We start from the raw sequence: 26,448 nt of genomic DNA on the forward strand, positions 1-26,448 counted from the left end.
CAACTCTATAGTATGTGGCGAGGGAGCCATGCAGGAATCTTTCTCGTCACTGTGGTGTACATGTTTTTTCTGATCAATAGTGGAAGGAAAAAACATGCACACCAATGTTCCTTAGAAAGAAACCCTGCATGTCTCCTAGTAACTATATTGGTTGCTAGTTAATAATGTAATTTATGTTTAACATTCAAACTGGTATTAAATGTATTTTAAATTGCACCTTTATAGTTTATAATAAGAAATTTCCACTTTTGTTCAAAATAATTGTTTAATAGCTATAGTAAACTTTGAAGAAAGTATTGCTCAATGTTTTGTGTTGAAGCTATACAAGACATTTTTTTCACGCGGTCTACATTTTGTTGATTGTATGAGGATAAAAAATATAGGTATCAATGTCGTGAAAAAATTATTGGTTTGATATTTAGATAGATATACATATGAGTAACCAATATTAACGAGATGGAAGCCACTTATTGCTGTTATTGGTTCCAATAATTTTTTACATTACTATATAGCATATTTACGGTAATCATTGGCTTATACAATGTTTTATATATATTTTTACAAAAACATAGTAAATTTATATTAATTGTAATATAATATAATAATAATATGCTAATAGGTTATATTAGAAAGGAGATTTTATATGAAGATAACTCGTTGGTTATATGCTTTAATAATTTTAATAGTTTTAAGCCAAGGTATTGCTTATGCTCAGAATGATGGAGATGCATATGTAATTCCAATACATGGTGAAATAAATAAAGCTAATTATCAATATGTCAAAGAAAACATTGATACTATAAAAGAAGGTAATTTCAGTACAGTAATTTTTGATATTGATACATATGGTGGATATATTGTAGAAGCAGAAAAAATCAAAGAATTGATTTTATCAGTTGATGTACCTACAATAACATATGTTAATAAAAAAGCCGAATCTGCAGGAGTATTAATAACTATTGCAGGAGATAAAGTAGCTATGGCCAATGGAGCGACAATAGGCTCTGCTGAGCCGATACCAAACAATCCTAAAACATTATCAATGTGGGTAGAACAATTAAGAGCTACAGCTAAATTAAAGGGTAGAGATGATCTATTAATAGCTTCAATGGCTGATAAGGAAATATACATAAATGATGTTGTAGAAAAAGGTAAACTTCTTAATCTAAATTATGAAGATGCAAAAAGACTTGGATTAGCTGATGTTATAGCTGATAGTTACTCAGAAATATTGGATAACTTTGAAGATATTAAATACAATAAAATTGTTGTATCTGATATAACTATTAAAAATAAAGTAGCACAGGTTGTATCCAATCCATTGTTTGCAGCAATACTACTCGCTATAGGGTTTATAGGTATGATTATAGAGGTTTTCACTCCAGGTTTTGGAGCAGGAGGAACTTTAAGTGTACTAGCATTTGGATGTTTCTTCTGGGCAAGTATTATGGCTGGTAATTCTGGTTATGCAGCTATTATTATGTTTGTAGTTGGTATAATACTTTTAATTATAGAGTTAATGATACCAGGTTTTGGAATACCTGGAGTTGGAGGTTTAGCAAGTATTGTTATTTCAATTATATTAGCATCAAGAGATATACAACAAGCAGTCATTTCATTAGTTATGGCATTTATTATAAGTATTGTTTTTGCTGTTATATTTATAAAATACGGGCAGAGAAGTCCATATTTTGATAAGCTTGTATTGTCAAAAAAGCAAGGTGATAAATATACAAGCACAGAATCAAAAGAAAATTTGCTTGGCAAAGAAGGTATCGTTTTAACAGCATTAAGACCAGCAGGAACAATAAAGATTGAGGATAAAAGAATAGACGCAGTATCAGAAGGACAGTTTATTAAAAAAGGTGATAAAGTTAAAATTATTAAAATTGAAGGTAGACGTGTAGTCGTAGAGGTTATTAAATAGGTAAACATAAGTGAATTATATAATTAAAGGTTTTAATAACAATCCCTGATTATTCATTTAACTTTGAGTATATGTTGTAGGCTTCTGAATTATAAGATTTCAGTGAATTTGAAGGCATACCGACATGGAATGAGTTTCTGATTTGCTGCTTACTTATTTGTAGAATGAGCTTCATTAAAAAAGCATTTAAATTTCTATGAAGAATCTGGGATAATATATAGGGAGGTTTTGTAATGAATGGATTTGTATTTTTAATAATCATTGTTGTTGCAGTGATAATCTTTTTAACACTGTTATTTAGTTTCATACCAGTTGGATTATGGATAACTGCTTACTTCTCAGGTGTTAAGATAGGATTATTTACACTTGTAGGAATGAGGTTTAGAAGAGTTATACCTTCTAGAATAGTTAATCCTCTTATAAAGGCAACTAAGGCAGGTTTGAATTTATCAGTAAATGAGTTAGAAGCACATTATTTAGCTGGAGGTAATGTAAATACTGTTGTAGATGCGTTAATAGCTGCACAAAGAGCAGATATAGCACTTCCTTTTGAAAGAGCAGCAGCAATTGATTTAGCTGGTAGAAATGTTTTAGAAGCTGTTAGAGTAAGTGTTAACCCTAAGGTTATCGAAACTCCAAAGGTAGCTGCAGTAGCTAAAGATGGTATTGAGGTTATGGTAAAGGCAAAGGTAACATTGAGAGCTAATATTGAAAGATTAGTTGGTGGTGCTGGTGAAGAAACAATCATAGCCAGAGTAGGTGAAGGTATAGTAACTACAGTAGGTAGTGCTGTAACTCATAAGTTAGTTTTAGAGAATCCTGATTTAATATCTCAGACAGTGTTAGAGAAAGGATTAGATGCAGGAACTGCATTTGAAATATTATCAATAGATGTTGCAGATGTAGATGTTGGAAGAAATATAGGTGCTCAATTACAAACAGATCAAGCAGAAGCTGATAAGAGAATAGCACAAGCTAAAGCAGAAGAAAGAAGAGCTATGGCAGTTGCTAAAGAACAAGAAATGATAGCAGAGGTACAATCTATGAGAGCTAAGGTTGTTGAAGCGGAAGCTGAAATACCATTAGCTATAGCTAAAGCATTTGAAAAAGGAAATTTAGGAGTTATGGATTATTATAATATGAAAAATATAGTAGCAGATACTGATATGAGAAAATCAATATCAAACTTAAATTTAGATAAAGATGATACTCAAAAATAAGAATGGTTGAAGGGGTTAAGGAAGGATTAGATTATGGAAACTATCATTGATGTTTTGACATTTTTTGCTTTTGCATACTTTATCATAAGGAAAGTAAATAAAGCTACCAAAGGCCAAAATAGTAATAAAAAAACAACAAAGCAAAAGAATGTAGTTAGAAATGCTGTTAATTCAACAGTTAACAAAACTAATCAAAAAAAGAAAACTAGAAAAATAGTTAATCAAAATTCATCTGATTATGAAGAACGAACGATTTTAGTAGAAACTAATAATAATAGTTATGATAGTAATAGAGCGATAAGTCATAATAATGATAAAGATATAGCAAATACATATGATTTATCTGAAAATATCAATAATAATAATAAAAGTATTAAAAGTGAACCTTTTTTATCATTTAATAAAGATGATGTAATAAAAGGTATAATCATGTCAGAAATATTAGGTAAGCCTAAAAGCTTAAAAAGACTCGGTTAATAGCCGAGTTTTTTTAACCCTAATTATTCATATAAATCCCGAAAATATGCTGTAAGCTTTTGAAATTATAAGATTTCAGTGAATTCGAAGGCAGATCGAGTTGGTATATCGTCTCTTTAATGTATATCTTATAAACATAAGGTTGTCTTGTTAGTCAATCTCCTATTTTTACCTAATATGAAATTTATTACTTATTTCAGTCATAGGAGTATGTGATTCATAAGAAATCATAGATTTTAATTCCCTGCTCATAATTTTCTATGAACAATCAGAGTTTGCAATATATAGGAAACTAAAAATCTTCTATCAATTAAGGAGATTTTTTTTTTTTCTACTTACATACAAGTAATACAAAAGCTTTATTATTCATAATTTTATATAAAGGAGGGCTTTTCTGTGAAAAAAATGAATCAAATTAAGAATGATATATCAGATGTTTTAGAATTACCAAAAGACATTGTTATGGATTTGCCTAAAATAACTGTTATTGGCAATATTCAAGCTTATATAGAAAATCACAAAGGTATATTAGAATATAGTAAAACAATTATTAGAGTTAAGTATAAAGGTGGAATTGTCAAAATATTAGGTAATGATATGTTTATTAGGACAATAGTAAGCGAAGAAATAATTATTACTGGAATTATTAACGAGATTGAGTATTTGAATTGAGAGGTGTGACAGTTGCTTGTTATAAGGTTATGGAATTATTTTAGAGGATATGTTATTATTAAGGTTGAAGGACTAATGTTAGAGAAATTAATAAATGATGCAATAAATAATAATATATACTTATGGGATATAGAAAGAGTAGATTACACTACACTTGTTGCTAGAGTTGGCTTAAATGGATTTAAAAGGCTTATTCAAAGTATAGAGAGATTTGGTTGTAGAGTTAATGTGGTAAAAGAAAAAGGACTACCATTTTTTGTTTCTAGATTAAAGAATAGAAAAATGATGGTTGTTGGATTTATTGCATTTTTTTGTATTATATTCTTCTTGACATCTTTCATATGGACAGTAGAAGTAATTGGTGAAGATAAAAACATAAACGATAAAGTAATATCTTATCTAAAAAAATATGACATAAAACCTGGTATAAAAAAATCGAATATTGATATAAAAATGATAAAGGATCAATTAATATATGATATCAATGATATATCTTATACAAGAGCGGAGATTGTTGGAACTAAATTAATAATTGAAGTTAAAAAAAGAGATATTAAGAATCCAGATATTAAAAGCAATGTTCCATGTAATATTGTAGCTGATAAAAAAGCAATTATCCAGAAGGTTATTGCTAAAAATGGTAAAGCTATAGTGAAAAACGGAGATATTGTAAAGAAAGGTCAAATTTTAATTTCTGGAAAGATTGAAGATGAAAGATTAGAAGAACCTCTTTTAGTTCACTCAAATGGAGATGTAATGGGTAAGACTAATTATACAAATATTATGAAAGAACCTATAGAAAAGATAATAAAAGAAGAAACTGGAAAGAATTACGTTGTCAGAGAGTTGAAAATAGGTAGCAAAAGCATTAGTATCGCTGAAGGTTCTATACCATTTAAATATTATGTTGAAAAAGCTAATAGAAATGCTTTGATTGATAATTCAATAATTAGTCTGCCATTTGAATTAGTAACACATAAATACTGTGAAGTAATTCATAAAAGCATTAAACAAGACGTTGATTCTTTGAAAGAAATATTACGAGTTAGAGGTATAAAAGATTTAATGAATAAAATGCCTAAAGATGCTAAGGTTGTGTCTCAACATGTATCATATAAAATTGATGATAAATATATTACTGCGATAATACATGTAGAAGTTATTGAACATATTGGTATTAAAAAGATTATTGAACATTGATTGTTCAATGTATTTTAAGATGAGAATCTAAATTTGATTTGGAGTGAATCGCTTTACCTAAGAACGAAGTGAGTAGGAGGTCATTAAAATTATTGATTTTAATAATTTGTGTAAATAAATAATATAAATGTGAGTTTGATTGGAGGATTTGTATTGAATAAAGAAGTAGTAGAGAAAAGAATTAGAATAATTGATGAAGATTATACAAGAGAATTATTTGGAGATTTAGATAAAAATGTAAAAATAATAGAAAAGGAATTTGATGTTGATATAGCATCTAGAGAGAGTGAGATAATAATAATTGGTGGTAAGGAAAATGTTGATGCTGTTAATTTGCTTATTCCTAAATTAATAGATATAATAAAAAACAAAAAAGCTATAACTAACCAAGAACTTATGTATACAATACAGCTAATTCAAGAAGGAAACGGGCATTTAGTAAAACAATTACTTGATGAAGTAATGTGTGTAACATATTCAGGGAAGATAATTAAACCAAAAACAATAGGTCAAAAAAGATATATTGATGCTATGAAAAATAATGATGTTGTTTTTGGAATAGGTCCTGCTGGAACAGGGAAAACTTATTTAGCTGTAGCTATGGCAGTTACTGCATTTAAGAATAAAGAGGTAAATAGAATTATTCTTACAAGACCAGCTGTTGAAGCTGGTGAAAAACTAGGTTTTTTACCAGGGGATTTACAGGATAAAGTAGATCCATATCTTAGACCCTTAAATGATGCTTTATTTGATGTTTTAGGAGGAGAAGTTTTTGCAAAGCATAAAGAAAGAGGAACGATAGAGATAGCACCACTTGCTTATATGCGAGGTAGAACACTTGATTCAGCTTTTGTAATATTGGATGAAGCTCAAAATACTACACCTGAACAGATGAAGATGTTTTTAACTAGACTAGGATACGGTTCAAAGACTGTTGTAACAGGAGATATAACACAAATAGACTTACCCAATGGTAAAATTTCAGGCTTAAAACAAATAACCAAAGTACTAAAAAATGTTGAGGGAATTGATTTTATCCGTTTGACTAAGACTGATGTAATTAGGCATAGACTTGTAAAGAGAATAATAGAAGCTTATGAGAACTATGATAAGAAGGAAAAAAGATAAACCTAGATTATTACTGGAAATTAAAAACTATTTTTGTTACTCAACTAAAATCGTTTAAATTCATTAATAAAATTTCCATATGATCGGGGACAAAACTTGTGGGGTGAAGATATGCTTTATAAAAAGCATAAATTTTTAAAAAAAATACAGAATACAAAGGTTTTAGAATTTGTAAGGAAAAAATCATTCAGGCAGATAATTTTGTTTGTATGTTTTACTATATTACTTGCCACTATTTTTATGTTTAATGTTACATCAAATAAAATTTCCGCTCAAATTGGCGATATTGCAAATGAAGATATAAAAACAACTAGAGATATAATAGATGCTATTGAAACTAATAGACTCAGAGAAAATGCAATGGATAAAGTAGAACCGATTTATAAATTTGATTTATCTATACAGGTAAATGTAAAAACAAAAATTAAGAATTTTTTTAACCTTATTAACATGGTTAATGAGACAATCAATGAAAATACACTTTTGAAAATTCAGATATTAAAACAAGAAACTGGTATTGAACTAGATGATGATGATTTTTATGTACTAATAAATACAAAAAAATCAGAATTAGAGAAATTTCAAAGTTATATTATTGATATAGTATTTCAAGTTATGGCAAAAGGTATTAAAGAAAATGAACTTGATATTAGCAAAGAAAATGTAGTTGAAAATTTTGAAAACATAAAAGATTTAAATGCAAATCTTAAAAAAATTGGAAGAAAAGTAATAGTAAATTATATAGAACCAAATATGTTTTTAGATGTAAAACAGACGCAAAAAGCTAAAGAAAACGTAGCTGATCAGATAGAAAATGTAGTTATAAAACAAGGACAAGTCATAATAGGTAAGGGAGAAGTGATTGAGCAAAGACATATTGAGCTTATTAGAGAGACTGGGTTATTAAAAGTAAAAGGTACAGTAGAATATAAAGCAAAAGCTGGGTTATTAATTTTTGTATTAATAATTGTTAGCGGTTTTATTGCATATCTGTATCTATTAAATAAAAATATTTTTAATTCTCCTAAACTACTATCTTTGCTTATAATTGTGATTCTAGTTACGCTTATACTAGGTAAAAGTATATATGGAATATCACCTTATATAGTACCAATAGCAACTGCTTCTATGTTATTGACAATATTATTAAATGAAAAAGTATCTATTTTTGTAAACTTAATTATAGCGATTTCTTTAGCTTATATAACAAATGCTGATATGAATACTTTAGTATTATATATTGTAGGAGGATTGGTAGGTTCTATTGGAGGAAGAGAAGCTAATCATAGATACAAGATTTTTTTTATTGGTTTATTAGTTGGCGTAGTAAATGTCTTTATGTCTATAGCCATGGGATTAATAGCAGATGCAACTGCATATATGATATTTATACAAAGTGCTATAGGATTGTTTAATGGTTTATTATGTAGTATATTAACAATTGGAACTTTACCATTATGGGAGAGTATGTTTGGTATTGTTACACCACAGAAGCTAGTAGATTTATCTAACCCTAATACACCATTATTAAAGAAACTATTGCTAGAAGCACCAGGAACCTATAATCATAGTATTATTGTAGGTAATTTAAGTGAGGCAGCAGCTGAAGCTGTTGGTGCAAACCCTTTATTAGCGAGAGTTGGAGCGTATTATCATGATATTGGTAAATTGAAAAGACCTTATTTTTTCAAAGAAAATCAATTTAATGCTGCTAATCCGCATGATAAAATAAAAGCTAATCTAAGTGCAATTATTATTCTTAACCATGTTAAAGATGGTGTAGAGTTAGCTAAAAAATATAAGCTTCCGAAGTTTATTGAAGATATAATTAGACAGCATCATGGGAATACTTTAGTTGCATATTTTTACCACAAAGCGATAAATGATGAAAATAATCAATATGTTAGAGAGGAAAGTTTTAGATATCCTGGACCAAAACCACAAACAAAAGAAGCAGCTATAATAATGTTAGCAGATTCTGTAGAAGCTGCTGTTAGGTCAATTCAAGAACCAACAAAGGGGAAAATAGAAGGTTTGGTAAGAAAAATAATAAAATCTAAACTTGAAGATGGTCAATTAGATGAAAGTACACTTACTTTTAAGGATTTAGATACAATAGCTAATAAATTTTTAATAATTTTACTTGGTATATTTCATGAAAGAATAGAGTACCCTAAACTCGATTTAAATGAAATTAAGGGAGGAATATAAATAAATTATGGAACTTTTAATAGATAATAGACAAAATGAGATAGCTATAACACAAAAGCTTATTGACGACATAAAGTTAGTTGCAAAAGAATGTTTGCTACTAGAAAGAGAAAGCACTGATTTTGAGGTAAGCATATCTTTCGTTAACAATGAAGAAATTAAAAGGTTAAATAGTGCGTATAGGCATAAAGATACAGAAACTGATGTATTATCATTTCCTTTAGATAATGAAGATTTTTTAATGGAAGATCAAGTAACTATGTTAGGTGATATTGTTATTTCCGTAGAAAAGGCAAAAACACAAGCTGAAGAATTAGGTCACTCCTTTGATAGAGAAATACTATATTTAACAGCACATAGTATGCTACATTTATTAGGTTATGATCATATGAATGAAGAAGATAAGACAGAGATGCGACAAAGAGAGAAAACTGTTATGAAAAACCTTAAAATATTTAGGAATGAATAAGTTATATACAAGTTTGTCATGTAATTGGGAAGTATATAGATATATCTATATATAGGTACTCAGTTTTTAGGAGGCTAAAATTACATGGCATTTTATTTAAAAATATTTATATTAATAGTACTTCTTTATTTTTCATCAATATTTTCAAGTTCTGAAACAGCTTTAACAGCAATTAATGCAACTAAAATTAGAAATATAAGAGAGAAAGATAAAAGAAAAGGAGAAATATTAAGAAATTTAAAACTACAAACTAATTCTGTTTTAGCTGTAATATTAATAGGTAATAATATAGTAAATGTTGCAGCGACTGCTATTTTAACTGAATTAACGCTTCAATTTTTTAAAAAAGATGGTTCTATAGTTATATCAACTATAATCATGACTGTTTTAATATTGGTATTTGGAGAAATAACTCCAAAGACATTTGCAGCTCAGAATCCTGAGAAAATTGCTGTTAGAGTTGCTGGTCTTCTATCAGTGTTGTTAAAAATTTTTAAGCCAATATTGTATCTATTAACAAAGATTACAAATTTCATCATAAGGGTTTTAGGTGGTGAAATTAGTGAAAATACTACTTTTATAACAGAAGAAGAAATTAAGTCAATAGTAGATGTTGGTGAAGAAGAAGGAATACTTGAACATCATGAAAGAATGATGATAGAAGGAATTTTTGAAATAGATGATACTGACGTAACTAATGTTATGGTACCAAGAATAGATATAACTGCAGTTTCGAAAAATAGTAATCTAAGAGTAGCTCTTTCAAAAATTATCAAGAATGGCCATTCTAGGATACCTATTTACGATAATAGTATAGATAACATAATAGGTCTTTTATATGCAAAAGATATTTTACCATTTGCCATAAATAATAGCTTAGATATAAATAAAACTAATGTAGAAGAATTAATGAGAGATACATATTATGTGCCTCAGACAAAAAAAGTTGGAGAATTACTAAAAGATATGCAAAGAGAAAAAGTACATATGGCTATTGTTCTCGATGAATATGGAGCAACAGAGGGGCTAGTTACTATCGAAGATATACTGGAAGAAATAGTTGGAGATATTTTTGATGAATATGATGATGAAGAAAAAGTTATAGAAAAAATATCAGAAAATAAGTATAATGTAAAAGCAGACATAGCATTAGAAGAATTTAATGATGTTTTTAATTGTGATTTACCTGAGGAAGAGTTTGAATCATTAGGAGGGTATATATTTAGCACTTTAGGTAGAGTAGCAATTGTAGGAGACAAGATAAAGTATAAACAGTTAACAATGTGTGTTATAAAAGTTTCTAAAAGAAGGATATTGAGTGTTGAAGTAGAAATTAATAATTCATAAGTAACAATTAATTGCACACGATATAAAACAAAATAGGGGGTACTTCAGATGAAGAAGATTTTATGTTTGATGCTAGTATTATTTCTAATGATATCAGTTGTAGGTTGTGATGATAACAAAACAACAACTAAAGATGTAGTATCAAATATACCAAATGATGAAAATATTAATAGTGAGCAAAACAATGAAGATGAGCAGCAAAATACAGATTCTCAGAATAATGAAGAACCTGATGAACTTGTTGTAGAGGGTATAATGTCACCGCTTAGTGGTAATTATGCACCTGAAGAAAAAGTTAATAGAAGACCAGTAGCAGTAATGTTAGATAACCATAGAGCTGCAAGATGGCAAGCTGGAGTAAGTGAAGCTGAAATAATCTATGAAATATTAGCTGAAGGACGTATAACAAGATATCTAGCTATTTTTTTGGTTAACGATCCTAAAATGATTGGTCCGGTTAGAAGTGCAAGACCATATTTTATTAATGCAGCACTCGAATATGACCCATTGTATGTAAGATGTGGAGGAAGTGAACAAGCTAAAAAAGACGTTAAAAATTTGAATATGGCAGATATAGATGGTCTTTACAGTGGATCATTTTGGAGATATTATGACACAGGTAAAAAAGCAGAACATACATTATATACAAGCATGGAAAAAATAAGGAAAGAACAGCAAAGAAAAGGTTATAGAATGACAGGAAAGTACATACCATTTAAATTTAATGAAGAAGATACAGATATTATAAGAGATGATGTTTTTAATGCAAATGAAGTTTTTATAGATTATAAGATGAAAAATACTACTAAATACGTGTATGACGAAGTAAGCAAAACATATAAAAGATATAAAGATGGTAAACTTCACGTAGACGAAAATGATAATAAAACAATAATTGCAAAGAATATATTTGTACAATTAGCAAATACTAAAATAATTGACAGTTATGGAAGACGTTCTATAGATACTATTGGTAAAGGAACAGGTTATTATATAACTAATGGAAAGGGTATAAAGATCACTTGGTCTAAGAAAGATAGAAGTTCAAAGACTAAATATTATGATGCAGATAATAATGAGATACAACTGAATCCTGGAGTTACGTGGATACAAGTTGTTGAAGCAAAACCAATAGTGAAATTTAAGTAGGTGCTGGTATGGATATAAAAAATTTAATTAAGAAATCGATAGAGGCAAAAAAGAATGCATATGTACCATATTCAGGTTTTAGAGTTGGAAGCGCATTAATGACAAAGGATGGTAAAATATATACTGGTTGTAATATTGAATGTGCGTCATACAGTCCAACGATATGTGCTGAAAGAACAGTTATTAGTAAGGCTGTAAGTGAAGGTGATAGAGAGTTTGTAGCTATAGCTATTTGTGGAGATTCTGGTTATACGTATCCTTGTGGAGTTTGTAGACAAGTGATAAGAGAATTTAGCAAAGATATTAAAATAGTAATAGTAAAATCGGAAAATGAATATAAAGAATACAGTATTAGTGATTTACTGCCACACAGCTTTGGACCAGAAGATTTAAAGAAAAAGTAGGAGGAATTTATGAAATATAAATCAGGATTTATAACAATAGTAGGAAGACCAAATGTAGGAAAATCAACACTTTTAAATAATATAATCGGAGAAAAGTTATCGATAATATCTGATAAACCACAAACAACAAGAAATAAAATACAATGTGTTTACACAGAAGAGGATTGTCAAATAGTGTTTTTAGACACACCTGGTATACATAAACCTAAAAATAAACTTGGTAACTATATGATGGATGTTGTAAAGAGTTCTTTTTCTGAAATGGACATGATTCTTTGGTTAGTTGATGATAGTTTAAAACTAGGACCTGGAGATAAGTATATATTAGAAGAGTTAAAAAAGCTAAAGATTCCCAAAATGTTAGTGATAAACAAGGTTGATAAATTAAATGAAAAACAACTAGAAAGTATTATTAATCAATACGAAGAATACGATATTTTTGAGGACATAGTACCAATATCAGCCTTAAAGAATAAAAATGTAAATAGGTTAATAGCTAAGTTAAAAAAATACTTACCAGAAGGACCTCAATATTTCCCAGAGGATATGATTACAGATCAACCTGAAAGATTTATAGTAGCCGAAATAATAAGGGAAAAAGCACTTCATTACTTAGATCAAGAAGTACCCCATGGTATAGCTATTGAAATAGAGCAGATGAGAAATAGAGAAAATCAGGATATAGTAGATGTTAGTGCAACAATTTATTGCGAAAGGGATTCTCATAAAGGTATAATAATTGGGAAAAATGGTAGGAAACTCAAAGGGATAGGTAAAGCTGCCAGAGTTGAAATTGAAAGATTACTTGGCAGTAAAGTTTTTTTGGAATTATGGGTTAAAGTTAGAAAAAATTGGAGAGACAAGGAAAGTTTAGTTAAAAAATTAGGATATAAATAGATAATATTGAATAACCTAAATATATAATGTTTTATAATATGTCAGATTATAAATCTTTAAAAATGTGGGTGAAAATAATTTATTATATAGCTAACTGACACTACCAACATTTAAAATTTTAAAAATCGAAGATTTTGTTCCTTTAATAACACTTTTTACATAGAATAATTGAACTCTGGAGTAACAAACTATTTTTAAGAAATAAATTAGTGGAGGAGTTCATATGTTAGAAGATATAATATGGAATTTATTTAAAAAAACAGGAAGAATTGATGTTTATATTAATTATAAGGAAATATTCGAAACTAATAATAGTAATAAGAAAGAAGAGGCTTTATAGTATAGAGGTGAATTATGTTACTTAAACTAGAGGGGGTTGTATTACGTCAAACTAAATATAGTGATAGTGATAAAATATTGACTATATTTACAAAAGAGTATGGAAAAATTCAAGCTATCGCTAAAGGTTCAAGAAGACAAAAAAGTAAATTATTTGCAAGCTCTCAGATATTAACGTTAAGTAATTTTGTGGTTTATAAAGGTAAAAAAATGCATAATATTAACCAAGGAGATATATGTAAGTCTTTTTATCCTATAAAAGAAAACCTTGATAAACTTTCATATGCTATGTATCTTGTAGAGCTTATAAATGCATCAATATTAGAAAATGAACAAAATGAAAAAGTGTATTACCTACTAATAAAAACTTTAGAAGTATTATCTATAGCAACAAAAGATTATAAAAAGATAATACTTGCTTTTGAGTTAAAATATATGAGTTTTATTGGATATAAGCCAAGTTTAAAGGTCTGTGCTGAATGTAGAGAAAATTATTTAGAAAATGCTGTTTTTAGTTGTAAATGTGGGGGAGTACTTTGTAGTAAATGTAGGAATATACATGTATATGATTTTCAATTAAACAATACTTTACTTAAAAATTTACAATTGTTATTATACTCTAAATTAGATGAATTAGATAATATAGAGATTGAAGATAAACAACTGGAGTTTCTTGAAAAGATTATGAAAAAATATATATCATATTACATAGACAAAAAAGAATTTAATGCATTAAAATTTATGCAATATATAAACCCACATTATTAATAGAAATCATACACTATATAAATAATTTGGGTTAAATAAAAGGAGGGTTTGTTGTGGATATTAGTTTAGAAAAAATTGATGCGTTGAGAGAAAGAGCAGACATTACTTACAAAGAAGCAAAAGATATATTAGATATACATGATGGAGATTTAGTAGAAGCATTAATATACTTAGAACAAAATAAGAAGAATAAGTGTTGTGAACATACGATAAATAATACAGTTGATACAATAATAGATAGTGTTAAAGACATTATAAGAGCAGGTAATGTTAATAAAATATTGCTTAAAAAAGATGATGAAATAATAATGAATATACCTGTTACTATTGGTGCTATTGGTATATTTTTAGCGCCGATTCTAAGTGCATTAAGCTTTACAGGAGCCTTGTTAACAAAATGTTCAATAGAAATAACTAAAGAAAATGGAAATGTAATAAATATTAGCAATTTCGCTGATGATACAATTAATAAAGTGAAAAATGTTGCAGAGGATACTATAGACGTAGTAAAAAATAAGACAGAAGATACTTTAGATAAAATCAAAAAAACATCTAAAAAAGCAAAGAAGAATGAGAATAATGAAGAAAAAGAAAGTGATTATATAACATTAAAAACTGATGATATCGATGCTATTAATAATGATGATATCAATGATGATAATAGTGATGAAGCTTAATAATAATCAATAGCAATAAAATAGTGTTTAGTTTTTCTGAGAAATATGAGATAATAATTTAAAGAGGTCCTCTTTTTCTAAAAGAGGTCTTCTTTTTAAGCAGCGAACCCAAATCTATGATTTGGTGTGAGTCGCTTACTGCTAGGAACGAAGTGAGTAGGAGTTACAGTTTGGAAGATAAAATGAAAGAAAAATAAAAAAGTAAAAATTATAAAATAAATAAAATAAAAATATGTAAGGCACAGATTGAGAAAGCAGAAAGCCCAAATCTATGATTTGGTGTGAGTCGCTTACTGCTAGGAACGAAGTGAGTAGGAGTTACAATTTGGAAGATAAAATGAAAGAAAAATAAAAAAGTAAAAATTATAAAATAAATAAAATAAAAATATGTAAGGCACAGATTGAGAAAGCAGAAAGCCTAAATTCTTGATTTGGTGTGAGTCGCTTACTGCTAGGAACGAAGTGAGTAGGAGTTACAGTTTGGAAGATAAAATGAAAGAAAAATAAAAAAGTAAAAATTATAAAATAAATAAAATAAAAATATGTAAGGCACAGATTGAGAAAGCAGAAAGCCCAAATTCTTGATTTGGTGTGAGTCGCTTACTGTTAGGAACGAAGTGAGTAGGAGTTACAGTTTGGAAGATAAAATGAAAGAAAAATAAAAAAGTAAAAATTATAAAACAAATAAAATAAAAATATGTAAGGCACAGATTGAGAAAGCAGAAAGCCCAAATTCTATGATTTGGTGTGAGTCGCTTACTGCTAGGAACGAAGTGAGTAGGAGTTACAGTTTGGAAGATAAAAGAAAGACGAATAAAAAAGTAAATTGTTAAATAACAATATCAAAAATATGTAAGGCACAGATTAAGAAAGCAGAAAGCCCAAATTCTTGATTTGGTGTAAGTCGTTTACTGCTAGGAACGAAGTGAGTAGGAGTTACAATATATGAAACTTATTAAGATTATAGACAAACATAATTTGTTAAGTAAAACAAAATCTATATGAAGTTCTTTTTAAAAAGAAGATATTATTTGTGATAAAATGAAAAAAATAACAATAATAATCATTAATTACAATATTGATTATAAATAAGATAATTAAGGTATTGACAATTCAGACATAATTAAGTAAACTTGTTTTCATGATAGAGTAATAATTGATGAATAGGTAGACCTAGATTATTCATAAAAGATTATGAGTAAGGAACTAAAATCTGTGATTTTATGTAAGTTGCTTACTCATATGAATTATCAGGGTTAAATACTCACATAATAAGTTGTTTTATGTGATAAGGAGGATAAAATATGACAAAAGAAGTAACTATGCAAAATATAGTATCTTTAGCTAAAGCTAGAGGTTTTATATTTCCAGGTTCAGATATTTATGGTGGTTTAGCTAATACATGGGATTATGGACAATTAGGAGTAGAGTTAAAAAACAATGTTAAGAAGGCTTGGTGGAAGAAATTTATACAAGAATCTCATATGAATGTAGGATTAGATAGTGCAATACTAATGAATCCTCAAGCATGGGTTGCATCTGGACATGTTGGTGGTTTTAATGATCCATTAATGGATTGTAAAAAATGTAAATCGAGATTTAGAGCTGATAAATTGATTGAAGACTATGCTAGAAATGAAGGTTTAGATGAGATAATAGTTGATGGCTGGACAAATGAACAAATGGAAGAATACATAAATGAACATAATATAAAATGTCCTGATTGTGGAAAATTAGATTATACTCATATAAGACAATTCAATTTAATGTTTAAAACTTTTCAAGGGGTAACAGAAGATTCTAAATCAGAAATATATCTAAGACCAGAAACGGCACAGGGAATTTTTGTTAATTTCAAAAATGTTTCTAGAACTGCAAGAAAGAAAATTCCTTTTGGTATTGGCCAAATAGGAAAGTCTTTTAGAAATGAAATAACACCAGGTAATTTTACTTTTAGAACTAGAGAATTTGAACAAATGGAAATGGAATTTTTCTGTAAACCAGGTGAAGATATTAAATGGTATGAATATTGGAAAGAATTCTGTATGAATTGGCTTTATGATTTGGGTATCGATAGAGAAGCATTAAGATTTAGAGAACATTCAAAAGAAGAGCTTTCTCATTATAGTAATGCTACAGTTGATATAGAATTCAAGTATCCTTTTGGATGGGGAGAACTATGGGGAATAGCTGATAGAACAGATTTTGATTTAAATAGACATATGGAACATTCAGGAGTTGATTTAAGATATATTGATCCTGTTACAAACGAAAGATATATCCCATATTGTATTGAACCTGCATTAGGAGCAGACAGAGTAACATTAGCATTTTTGATAGATGCATACAATGAAGAAACTTTAGAAGATGGAACAAGTAGAACAGTATTAAAATTACATCCTGCATTAGCTCCATATAAAGCAGCTGTATTTCCATTAACTAAAAAATTGAAAGAAAATGCATTAGAAGTATATGACAAGCTTTCTAAAAAATTCATGGTTGATTATGATGAATCAGGAAACATAGGTAAAAGATATAGAAGACACGATGAAATAGGTACTCCATATTGTATTACATTTGATTATGATTCTCTGGAAGACAACTGTGTAACAGTTAGAGAAAGAGATACAATGGCTCAAGAAAGAGTTAGTTTAAAAGATTTAGAAAATTATTTGAGTAATAAGATTGAATTTTAGTAAACATTTTGAGGATAGTCAGGGTAGCATATGACTATCCTTAATTGAATCATACATTTTATATAATATTGTATACTTTTATATTTTTTAGATATTTTAAAAATTAGAGTTTAAAGTTTTTTAAAAAGAAGTCTAGCAGATATGTATAGACTAAAGAGGTGATAAATATTCAGTTTTCTACTCGTCAAAATAAGATAATAGAGATAGTAAAAGAAAACCAACCAATATCGAGTGAACAAATAGCTAGTATATTGAAAGTAACAAGAGCAACCTTAAGAACGGATTTATCAATATTAACTATGACGGGAGTATTAGATGCAAGACCAAAGGTAGGCTATTTTTATACAGGTGAATCAAGAAGTACACTTTTTTTAGATCAAATTAAAGACATAAAGGTAAAAGATTTTGAATCTACACCAGTAGTAGTAGATGAAGGGACTAGCGTATATAATGCTATAGTTACTTTATTTTTAGAAGATGTAGGTACAATTTTTGTTACTTCAAAGGGATATTTGGCTGGCGTGGTATCAAGAAAAGATTTCTTAAAAAGTGCCATAGGTACTTTAGATATAAATAAAGTACCAGTAGGTATCATAATGACAAGAATGCCTAATATAGTAATGACTTACCCTGAAGAATCTATGTATGATGTTGCTGTTAAGATAATAAATCATCAAGTCGATAGCTTGCCAGTAGTATATAAAGAAGAAAATGAAAAGAAAATATTATACAAAGTTGTGGGAAAAATATCAAAAACGAGTATTGCAAGCTTATTTGTGGATTTAGGTGCAAAAGGATAGGAGGAATATAATGGAAAAAGGTGTAGTAGTCTATGTATTATCAGATTCTATTGGAGAAACTGGTGAACAAGTAGCAAAAGCAGCTTTAAGCCAGTTTAATTCTAGTAAACATGAAATAAGAAGATTTCCATATATAACAGATAATGAACATATAAAAGAAATAGTAGATGAAGCAAAATATGAAAAATGCATAATAGTATTTACTATAGTAGTAGTAGAGCTTAGAAATTATTTAATAAAAAAATGTAAAGAGAACAATATAAAGTGTTTTGATTTAATGACGCCGTTGCTAGATCATTTACAAGATACAATTGCTCAGCCACCCAAGAGAGAACCAGGTCTAATTAGAAGATTAGATGAGAAGTATTTTAGAAAAGTTGAAGCTGTTGAATTTGCAGTGAAATATGATGATGGAAAAGATGCTAGAGGTATAAAAAAAGCTGATATAGTACTTATAGGAGTTTCTAGAACATCTAAAACACCTCTGAGTATGTATTTAGCACATAAAAACATTAAGGTTGCTAATGTACCGTTGATTCCTGAAGTATTACCTCCAGAAGGAATATTTGAAATTGATCATAAAAAAATAATTGGTTTAACAGCGAATCCTGAAAAACTAAATCAAATAAGGCAAGAAAGGCTAAAAACTTTAGGATTAAGCAATAATGCTAACTATGCAGCAATGGAAAGAATACTAGAAGAATTAACATATGCAGAAAAAATAATGAAAAAATTAAGTTGTACGATAATAGATGTTTCAAATAAAGCAGTAGAAGAAACTGCTGGTATAATATTAGACATGATTAAATATAGTTGAAATATGTATTTATAATTTCACACAAAAAAGTTAATAATATAAAGAGTATACTTGAATATATACTCTTTATTTTTGTTAAGTAGAGAACTATAATTCTTGATTAAAGCAAGTGGTTTTTCTGCAATTCATATTCAGTTGATTATGAATAGGAAAAAATGAACATTATGTAAATGGAAAATTATTACTAAAAATCTTCGTTAAAATTTAAAGGATTATGCTTATATATGTTGTATATATATATTAAAATGATTATATATTTGAATTTATAATAAACCCAGATTATTTAAAAGACTATGAGCAAAGAATTTAAATCGATGAATTTAAGCGAATAATTTAGGGTTAAACTAAGAGGGGATTCAAATATGCAAATTAGAGAAAAAACTGAAATGCTCGAAAAAAACATTTTATCCAAGTATGCTACTTTTAGTAAAAATAGCTTGGGTAGAAAAAAAGAAGAAGATAAATGTTCTATCAGAACTGAATATCAGAGAGATAGAGATAGAATTATACACTCTAAAGCTTTTAGGAGATTAAAGCATAAAACACAAGTTTTTATTGCACCAGAAGGCGATCATTTTAGAACAAGGCTCACACATACATTAGAAGTATCTCAAATAGCAAGAACAATAGCTAGAGCTTTGAGATTAAATGAAGATTTAACTGAAGCTATAGCTTTAGGACATGATTTAGGTCATACACCTTTTGGTCATTCAGGAGAAACAGTATTAGATGAATTACATCCAAATGGATTTAAACATAATGAACATAGTTTAAGAATTGTTGATTATATTGAAATAAGAAATGGACATAAAGGATTAAATTTGACATACGAGGTAAGAGATGGGATATTAAATCATACTGGAAAGAAAAAACCTTGTACTATAGAAGGTCAGTTAGTACGTATATGTGATAGAATTGCATATATAAATCATGATATAGATGATTCATTAAGAGCAGGAATTTTAAAAATTGAAATGTTACCAAAAGATTGTTTGGATTTTGTAGGTTATACTCATGGTAATAGAATAAATAACATGATAATAGATATTATAAATAATAGTCAAAACAGTAATATGATTTGTATGAGTAGTGAAATGCAATATTTTACAGACAAATTAAGGAGATTTATGTTTGACAATGTATACTTTAATAAAACTGCAAAAAAAGAAGAAGACAAAGCTAAATACATCATTCGACAATTATATAGTTATTATATTTATAATATAAATAAATTACCACAAGAAATAAAAAATATTGATGCAAATAAGGAAGATATAGTATGTTACTATGTAGCAGGTATGACAGACAGATATGCCATTAATAAGTTCAATAATTTATTCGTTCCAAAACCTTGGGATAAATACTAAAAAAATTTTTAAAAAAAAGGGAAAAATAGATTTATGTCGAATAAATATATGATGATTGACTTTTATAGAAATAATCCAAAATTTTAATTTGGAATGAATCCGATTATTACTAGAAATAAACTAGTAGGAGTTTCATAGAAATAAACTCTTATTAGTTCTTAAAATGAATTATTACAATAATTTAAAGATTACAACAATATTTTACATTTATTCTTTGGAGGAAATATGAAAATTGTGGAGAAATAATAATAAAGGAGGTATATATGCTATATACCTTATCAGATGATTTAATTGATAAAATAAAAGAAAATAATGACATTGTTGAAGTTATTTCTGATTATATAGAATTAAATAGGGCAGGAGCTAATTATAAAGCTTGTTGTCCATTTCATAAAGAAAAAACTCCATCATTTATGGTTTCTCCTACTAAACAGATATATCATTGTTTTGGGTGTGGAGAAGGAGGAGATGTGATTAGCTTTATATCAAAATATCTAAATGTAGATTTTGTTGAAGCAGCAAAAATTTTAGCAGATAGAGCTGGTATAGAGTTAGAAAAAAAAGATGAAAATAATGAAATTAAAATCAGAAATGAAGTATTGTTTCAAATTAATAGAGAAGCAGCTATATTTTTTTATAAAAACTTAAGAAATAATCCTAAAGCTGTTGCTTATTTACGTAATAGAGGTATAGATTATGAAACTATTAAGAATTTTGGCTTAGGATTTGCTCTTGATAATTGGGATGATTTAAAAAGATATTTAGTAAAAAAAGGATATGAAGAGAAGTTAATCTATAAAGCTGGTTTAATAGTTGAAAGGAATAATAAAAATGGGTATTACAACAGATTTAGAAATAGAGTTATATTTCCAATAAAAAATAATAGAAATAAAATTATTGGTTTTGGCGGAAGAGTTATAGATGATACTTTACCTAAATATTTAAACTCACCAGATACTCCGATTTTTAACAAAAGATATAATTTATATGGAATAAACAATGTAATTAAGTATTCAGAAGATGAAAAAGTTTTTTTAGCTGAAGGCTATATGGATGTTATTACTTTGTTTAATCATGGTATTAAAAATGCAGTGGCTTCATTAGGGACAGCATTCACTGAATATCAAGCAAAGTTATTAAAGAAATATAGAAGAGATGTTTATATTTGCTATGATTCAGATGAAGCCGGTCAAAATGCGGTTAATTCAGCTTTTGAAATTTTAAATAGATATGATATAAAAGCAAAGGTTGTAATATTTGATAGGGCTAAAGATCCTGATGAATATCTAAGAAAATATGGTATTAATATGTTTAATGAGTTAGTGAGAAATTCGCTTGGATTTATTGATTATAAAATACACTATTATAAGAAAAAATATGATTTACAAACTACTTCAGGTAAAATAGATTTTACAAAAGAAATAACAAAACTTCTTTCAAATATAAAAAGTTCAGTAGAAAAAGATGTGTATATTAAAAAAATATCTCAAGAAACGGGTATTTCACCTGAAGCTATAAATAGAGATTCTTCGGGTTTTCTATATAGTAGCAAGGACAAGTATATAAAAAGACATTATAGATATACTAATAAGGATAAAATATCTCCAGTAAAAACTATACTGAAATCAGGCTACATGACTGCTGAAAACAGTTTACTCAATTTAATTATAACAGATAAAACTGTTTTTGATAAGATTAATGATGAATTTAAGCCTAAAGATTTTTTAGATAAAATAGATATTAAAATAGCTGAAAAAATCTATGATATATATGAAAAAAGAAGTTATATCGATTTAGCCGATCTAAAAGAAATATGTAATGATAAAGAATTGAATAAGTTAGAAGTTATTTTAGATTTGGATATAAAAATTAGTTACGATAGCAAAGAAAAAGCAGTAAAGGATTATATGAGTGTAATAAAGAGACAAAGCTTAAAACTTCAAAATGATAAAATTAAAAATCAAATAAATGAAATAGAAATAAAAAAAGATAAAAGTGTTGATGATATTAAAAAATTAAAGTTATTATTACAGCAACTTATAAAAATAAAAGAGAAGATAAGGCTTCATGATAAGTTTCACTAGAGGAGGCGTAAGTAATGAGTAAGGTAGATAAAAAGAATTACAAAAATAAAGAAATATTGATTAAAGCAGCTAAAAAACTTATAGAAACAGGGAAGAAAAAGGGTGTCTTAACCTACAAAGAAATAATAGATGCACTTGAAAATATGGATTTAAACCCTCAACAAATTGATGATATATACCAATCTTTAGAGGATATGGGAATTCAAATTGTTGGAAAGAAAAACAATGAAATTGTAGATAAAGATGAAGATAATGACATTACTAACGATGCATTACTTGTGCCTAAAGGAATAAATGTAGATGATCCCGTAAGAATGTATTTAAAAGAAATAGGAAAAGTCCCTCTTTTAACAGCAGAAGAAGAAATTGATCTTGCTAAACGTATGGAAGAAGGAGACGAAGGAGCTAAAAGAAGGTTGGCAGAAGCAAACCTAAGACTTGTTGTTAGTATTGCAAAAAGATACGTTGGTAGAGGTATGTTGTTTCTTGATTTAATTCAAGAAGGAAATATGGGTTTGATAAAAGCTGTTGAAAAATTTGATTATACTAAAGGATACAAATTTAGTACTTATGCTACTTGGTGGATACGTCAAGCAATAACTAGAGCTATCGCTGATCAAGCTAGAACGATAAGAATACCTGTACACATGGTAGAAACGATAAATAAACTTATAAGAGTTTCTAGACAATTATTGCAAGACTTGGGAAGAGATCCTTTACCAGAAGAAATAGCAACTGAAATGAATTTAGATGAAGAAAAAGTACGAGAAATAATAAAAATTGCTCAAGAACCAGTATCATTAGAGACACCTATTGGAGAAGAAGAGGATAGTCATTTAGGCGATTTTTTACCAGATACTGAAGCTCAGGCACCTTCTGAAGCTGCAACGTTTACAATGCTAAAAGAACAACTTATAGAGGTATTAGACACATTAACTGAAAGAGAGCAAAAAGTATTAAGATTAAGATTTGGTTTAGATGATGGGAGAGCAAGAACTTTAGAAGAAGTTGGAAGAGAATTTGATGTAACCCGTGAAAGAATTAGACAGATTGAAGCTAAGGCTTTGAGAAAATTAAGACATCCTAGTAGAAGTAAAAAATTAAAAGACTTTTTAGAGTAAAAAAATTCTATTAGAGTATTTTGGCTTGTTAAGTTAATTAAAAAAGTAGTTTAACTACAGCTAAATATCTAGATATCAGGTAAATTTTAAATCACTTGACTCAAAAAAAATTACTTACTCCTACTTATGATTTGAGTCTAAATAATTGATAAATTAGCTTTTTATAGCTTGTATAGTTCGTATAAGAAAATGAGATAAAGCGAGCGATCTGAATATATTTATTCAGTATTCTCGCTTTTAATTATATGTAGTATGTATTGTGAAAATTGAATAAATACAACTTATTTTTCAAATGTATGCATACATATTTATTTAGCTTTAGAAGTTTAGATTTATTTTTATAAGAATTTATTGAAACATACTAAAAAGTTTTTCTCTACTTATAGAAGTTGGAGTCTAAAAAATGTAAAGGAGAAAATTATGAAACTTTCACCTAGATTAACAAGTATAGTAAATATGGTTCCAAAAGAGAGTCTGGTAGTTGATATTGGAACAGATCATGGTTTTGTACCTGTATATTTGATAGAAAACAAAATCTGTAATTATATAATAGCTTCAGATGTAAATATAGGACCATTAAATATAGCTAAAGAATATATAAAAAGTAAAAACTTAACTGAAAAAATAGAAACAAGATTAGGTAGTGGATTAAAAGTATTAGATCCTAATGAAGTTGATGTAGCAATTATAGCAGGTATGGGTGGTATTTTAATTGCTGACATATTAGAAGCTTCAAGGGAAGTTGCTAAATCTATACCTTTTTTTATTTTACAACCGATGACAGCATCAGATAAATTGAGAAAATATTTATACGATAATGATTATTCAATAATAAATGAAAAGTTGTCAAGAGAAAGTGATAGAGTATATGAAATATTATTAGTAAAGCATAAAAAAGAAAAAATTACAGATAGCATTTATTATGAAATAGGAAAAAAATTAATTGAACAAAAAGACCCACTATTAGAGTTTTTTATTAGCAAAAAACTTGATAAGATAAATAAAATTTTGAACAATATTAAAGATAATAGTGAAAATAATGAAAAGTACAAAGATTTACAAAAAAAATACAATAAAATATTGGAGGTGAAGAATAAATATGAAAGTGAAAAAGATATGTGATGCAATGAATAAACTTGCTCCTGTCAAGCTAGCTGAAAAATGGGATAATTGTGGTTTGCAAATTGGAAATCCCCATAAAGAAGTTAAAAAAATACTATTAGCATTAGATGCAACTGAAGCTATAGTAACTGAAGCTGTAAAGTTAAATTATGATATGATTATAACTCATCATCCTTTTATTTTTAAGCCATTGAATAGTATTGATTTGAGTACTTATAAAGGTAGATTAATAAAAAAATTAATTAATAATGATATTGCCATATACTCTAGCCATACTAATTTAGATGCTTGTAAAGATGGAGTAAATGATGTATTATCAAAGGTTTTAGATTTAAAAGACGTTGAAATTTTGGATGATAGTAGTATTGAAAAATTCTTAAAAATCATAGTCTATGTACCTACGACTCATGCAGAAGCTCTTAGAGAAAAACTAAATGAGGCTGGGGCAGGAGATATTGGTAATTATAGTCATTGTAGCTTTACTACTGAAGGTATAGGTACTTTTATGCCAAAAGAAAATACCAATCCTTTTATAGGAGAGGTTAATAGGCTAGAAAAAGTTAATGAAGCTAAAATTGAAACAATAATACATAAGACAGCTTTAAATAACATAATAGATATTATATTAAAGAACCATCCATATGAAGAACCAGCATATGATATTTATCAATTAGAAAACAAACAAATTATTAGTGGAATAGGAAGAATTGGTTATATATCTAAAACAATGACATTAGAAGATTTAGCTAAGTTTACGAATAAGAAACTAAGATGTACGAGTATGAGAGTATATGGAGATTTAAAAAGAGCTATAAAAAGAGTTGCGGTTTGTGGAGGAAGTGGGGCTTCATATATAACGCTAGCATCAGCAAAGGGTGCAGATGTATTAATAACAGGAGATATACGTTCATTTGAAGCACAGCAAGCATATGAACTTGGAATAGCAGTCATTGATGCAGAACATTACAATACTGAAAGAGTTGTATTAAAAGAATTACAAGAATATTTGCATAGGTTAGAAAAAGAAATTCATATATCAATTTCAAATAATGATAATAATGCCCAGTATTATATTATTTAAACGTTATTGGTGACTAAAAATATATTTAAAACATAGCCAAAAGTATGTATTGATGATAAAATATAAATAGAAAATAAAACTAAAGAACTATATTTATAAATAGATTTATTATTTTAGTAAAGAAATAAAAAAATATGCATCATTCCTTTGTTTTTAAATAATTTAAATTGTATTAGATTTATTCTTTGTCTTAGTATGGCATTTGATTAAAAATCGTAGATTTTAGATATCTGTTTAAATTAATATAGTTATGTAGGCTTTAAAATTAATAAAATAAAAAATGTGAATATTTATAAAATTTAGAAATATACTAGAACATATAATTTGTACAAGAATTTATATAGATACTAAAATTTATGAAGAATTAGGAATTTAAAAGAGAGGAGGAGCTACTTATAGAATATATATTATAGAATGTAATTTAACCTTGAGTATTCATCTAATACCCAAATAATATGCTGTATAGTTCTGAATT

General features: G+C 27.7%; 23 protein-coding genes. All 23 read left to right on the forward strand.

Annotation, left to right across the window (positions count from 1 at the left end):
- The first annotated feature begins 643 nt into the window (after positions 1–643).
- On the forward strand, positions 644–1,927 hold the full coding sequence (locus AYC61_RS00735) for an NfeD family protein (protein ID WP_066495342.1): 1,284 nt from the start codon (positions 644–646) through the stop codon (positions 1,925–1,927).
- Positions 1,928–2,160: 233 nt separating this feature from the next.
- Positions 2,161–3,147, forward strand: coding sequence for a flotillin-like protein FloA (gene floA / locus AYC61_RS00740; RefSeq protein ID WP_066495343.1), 987 nt, complete (start codon positions 2,161–2,163; stop codon positions 3,145–3,147).
- Between the two features lie 33 nt (positions 3,148–3,180).
- Positions 3,181–3,624, forward strand: a complete 444-nt coding sequence (locus AYC61_RS00745) for a hypothetical protein (protein ID WP_066495353.1) — start codon at positions 3,181–3,183, stop codon at positions 3,622–3,624.
- A gap of 405 nt (positions 3,625–4,029) precedes the next feature.
- Positions 4,030–4,296 (forward strand): sporulation protein YqfC, encoded by a 267-nt coding sequence (gene yqfC, locus AYC61_RS00750; RefSeq protein ID WP_066495436.1) that lies wholly within the window; start codon positions 4,030–4,032, stop codon positions 4,294–4,296.
- A 12-nt stretch (positions 4,297–4,308) separates the two neighbouring features.
- Positions 4,309–5,496 (forward strand): sporulation protein YqfD, encoded by a 1,188-nt coding sequence (gene yqfD / locus AYC61_RS00755; RefSeq protein ID WP_066495357.1) that lies wholly within the window; start codon positions 4,309–4,311, stop codon positions 5,494–5,496.
- A 153-nt stretch (positions 5,497–5,649) separates the two neighbouring features.
- Positions 5,650–6,624, forward strand: coding sequence for a PhoH family protein (locus AYC61_RS00760; protein ID WP_082759710.1), 975 nt, complete (start codon positions 5,650–5,652; stop codon positions 6,622–6,624).
- A gap of 111 nt (positions 6,625–6,735) precedes the next feature.
- Complete coding sequence (locus tag AYC61_RS00765; protein ID WP_066495444.1) at positions 6,736–8,835, forward strand: HD family phosphohydrolase; 2,100 nt, start codon at positions 6,736–6,738, stop codon at positions 8,833–8,835.
- Positions 8,836–8,842: 7 nt separating this feature from the next.
- Positions 8,843–9,304 (forward strand): rRNA maturation RNase YbeY, encoded by a 462-nt coding sequence (gene ybeY, locus AYC61_RS00770; RefSeq protein WP_082759711.1) that lies wholly within the window; start codon positions 8,843–8,845, stop codon positions 9,302–9,304.
- Between the two features lie 84 nt (positions 9,305–9,388).
- Entirely contained in the window at positions 9,389–10,651 is a 1,263-nt protein-coding gene (locus AYC61_RS00775) for a hemolysin family protein (protein WP_066495363.1), read from the forward strand.
- Positions 10,652–10,699: 48 nt separating this feature from the next.
- A complete protein-coding gene (locus AYC61_RS00780) occupies positions 10,700–11,800 on the forward strand; it encodes a DUF3048 domain-containing protein (RefSeq protein WP_066495366.1) in 1,101 nt (366 codons plus the stop codon).
- Positions 11,801–11,808: 8 nt separating this feature from the next.
- Entirely contained in the window at positions 11,809–12,204 is a 396-nt protein-coding gene (locus AYC61_RS00785) for a cytidine deaminase (protein ID WP_066495369.1), read from the forward strand.
- A 9-nt stretch (positions 12,205–12,213) separates the two neighbouring features.
- Positions 12,214–13,101, forward strand: coding sequence for a GTPase Era (gene era / locus AYC61_RS00790; RefSeq protein ID WP_066495372.1), 888 nt, complete (start codon positions 12,214–12,216; stop codon positions 13,099–13,101).
- 223 nt (positions 13,102–13,324) lie between these two features.
- On the forward strand, positions 13,325–13,441 hold the full coding sequence (locus AYC61_RS20870; protein WP_156456278.1) for a YqzL family protein: 117 nt from the start codon (positions 13,325–13,327) through the stop codon (positions 13,439–13,441).
- A gap of 14 nt (positions 13,442–13,455) precedes the next feature.
- Entirely contained in the window at positions 13,456–14,208 is a 753-nt protein-coding gene (gene recO / locus AYC61_RS00795) for a DNA repair protein RecO (RefSeq protein ID WP_066495374.1), read from the forward strand.
- A gap of 53 nt (positions 14,209–14,261) precedes the next feature.
- Positions 14,262–14,885 (forward strand): DUF4342 domain-containing protein, encoded by a 624-nt coding sequence (locus AYC61_RS00800; RefSeq protein ID WP_066495379.1) that lies wholly within the window; start codon positions 14,262–14,264, stop codon positions 14,883–14,885.
- 1,304 nt (positions 14,886–16,189) lie between these two features.
- Positions 16,190–17,581, forward strand: a complete 1,392-nt coding sequence (locus tag AYC61_RS00805) for a glycine--tRNA ligase (RefSeq protein WP_066495381.1) — start codon at positions 16,190–16,192, stop codon at positions 17,579–17,581.
- Positions 17,582–17,739: 158 nt separating this feature from the next.
- On the forward strand, positions 17,740–18,381 hold the full coding sequence (ccpN, locus tag AYC61_RS00810) for a transcriptional regulator CcpN (RefSeq protein WP_066495385.1): 642 nt from the start codon (positions 17,740–17,742) through the stop codon (positions 18,379–18,381).
- 10 nt (positions 18,382–18,391) lie between these two features.
- Complete coding sequence (locus tag AYC61_RS00815) at positions 18,392–19,198, forward strand: pyruvate, water dikinase regulatory protein (protein WP_066495388.1); 807 nt, start codon at positions 18,392–18,394, stop codon at positions 19,196–19,198.
- Between the two features lie 362 nt (positions 19,199–19,560).
- Positions 19,561–20,565, forward strand: coding sequence for a deoxyguanosinetriphosphate triphosphohydrolase (locus AYC61_RS00820; RefSeq protein ID WP_066495390.1), 1,005 nt, complete (start codon positions 19,561–19,563; stop codon positions 20,563–20,565).
- Between the two features lie 263 nt (positions 20,566–20,828).
- Complete coding sequence (dnaG, locus tag AYC61_RS00825) at positions 20,829–22,649, forward strand: DNA primase (RefSeq protein ID WP_066495393.1); 1,821 nt, start codon at positions 20,829–20,831, stop codon at positions 22,647–22,649.
- A gap of 14 nt (positions 22,650–22,663) precedes the next feature.
- On the forward strand, positions 22,664–23,770 hold the full coding sequence (rpoD, locus tag AYC61_RS00830) for an RNA polymerase sigma factor RpoD (protein WP_066495395.1): 1,107 nt from the start codon (positions 22,664–22,666) through the stop codon (positions 23,768–23,770).
- A gap of 420 nt (positions 23,771–24,190) precedes the next feature.
- On the forward strand, positions 24,191–24,892 hold the full coding sequence (locus AYC61_RS00835) for a tRNA (adenine(22)-N(1))-methyltransferase (RefSeq protein WP_066495400.1): 702 nt from the start codon (positions 24,191–24,193) through the stop codon (positions 24,890–24,892).
- On the forward strand, positions 24,870–25,973 hold the full coding sequence (locus AYC61_RS00840) for a Nif3-like dinuclear metal center hexameric protein (RefSeq protein ID WP_066495402.1): 1,104 nt from the start codon (positions 24,870–24,872) through the stop codon (positions 25,971–25,973). Before AYC61_RS00835 ends, AYC61_RS00840 begins: the two co-directional genes overlap by 23 nt.
- The last annotated feature ends 475 nt before the right edge of the window (positions 25,974–26,448 follow it).

The sequence above is a fragment of the Abyssisolibacter fermentans genome, assembly GCF_001559865.1.
GTDB classification, from domain to species: domain Bacteria; phylum Bacillota; class Clostridia; order Tissierellales; family MCWD3; genus Abyssisolibacter; species Abyssisolibacter fermentans.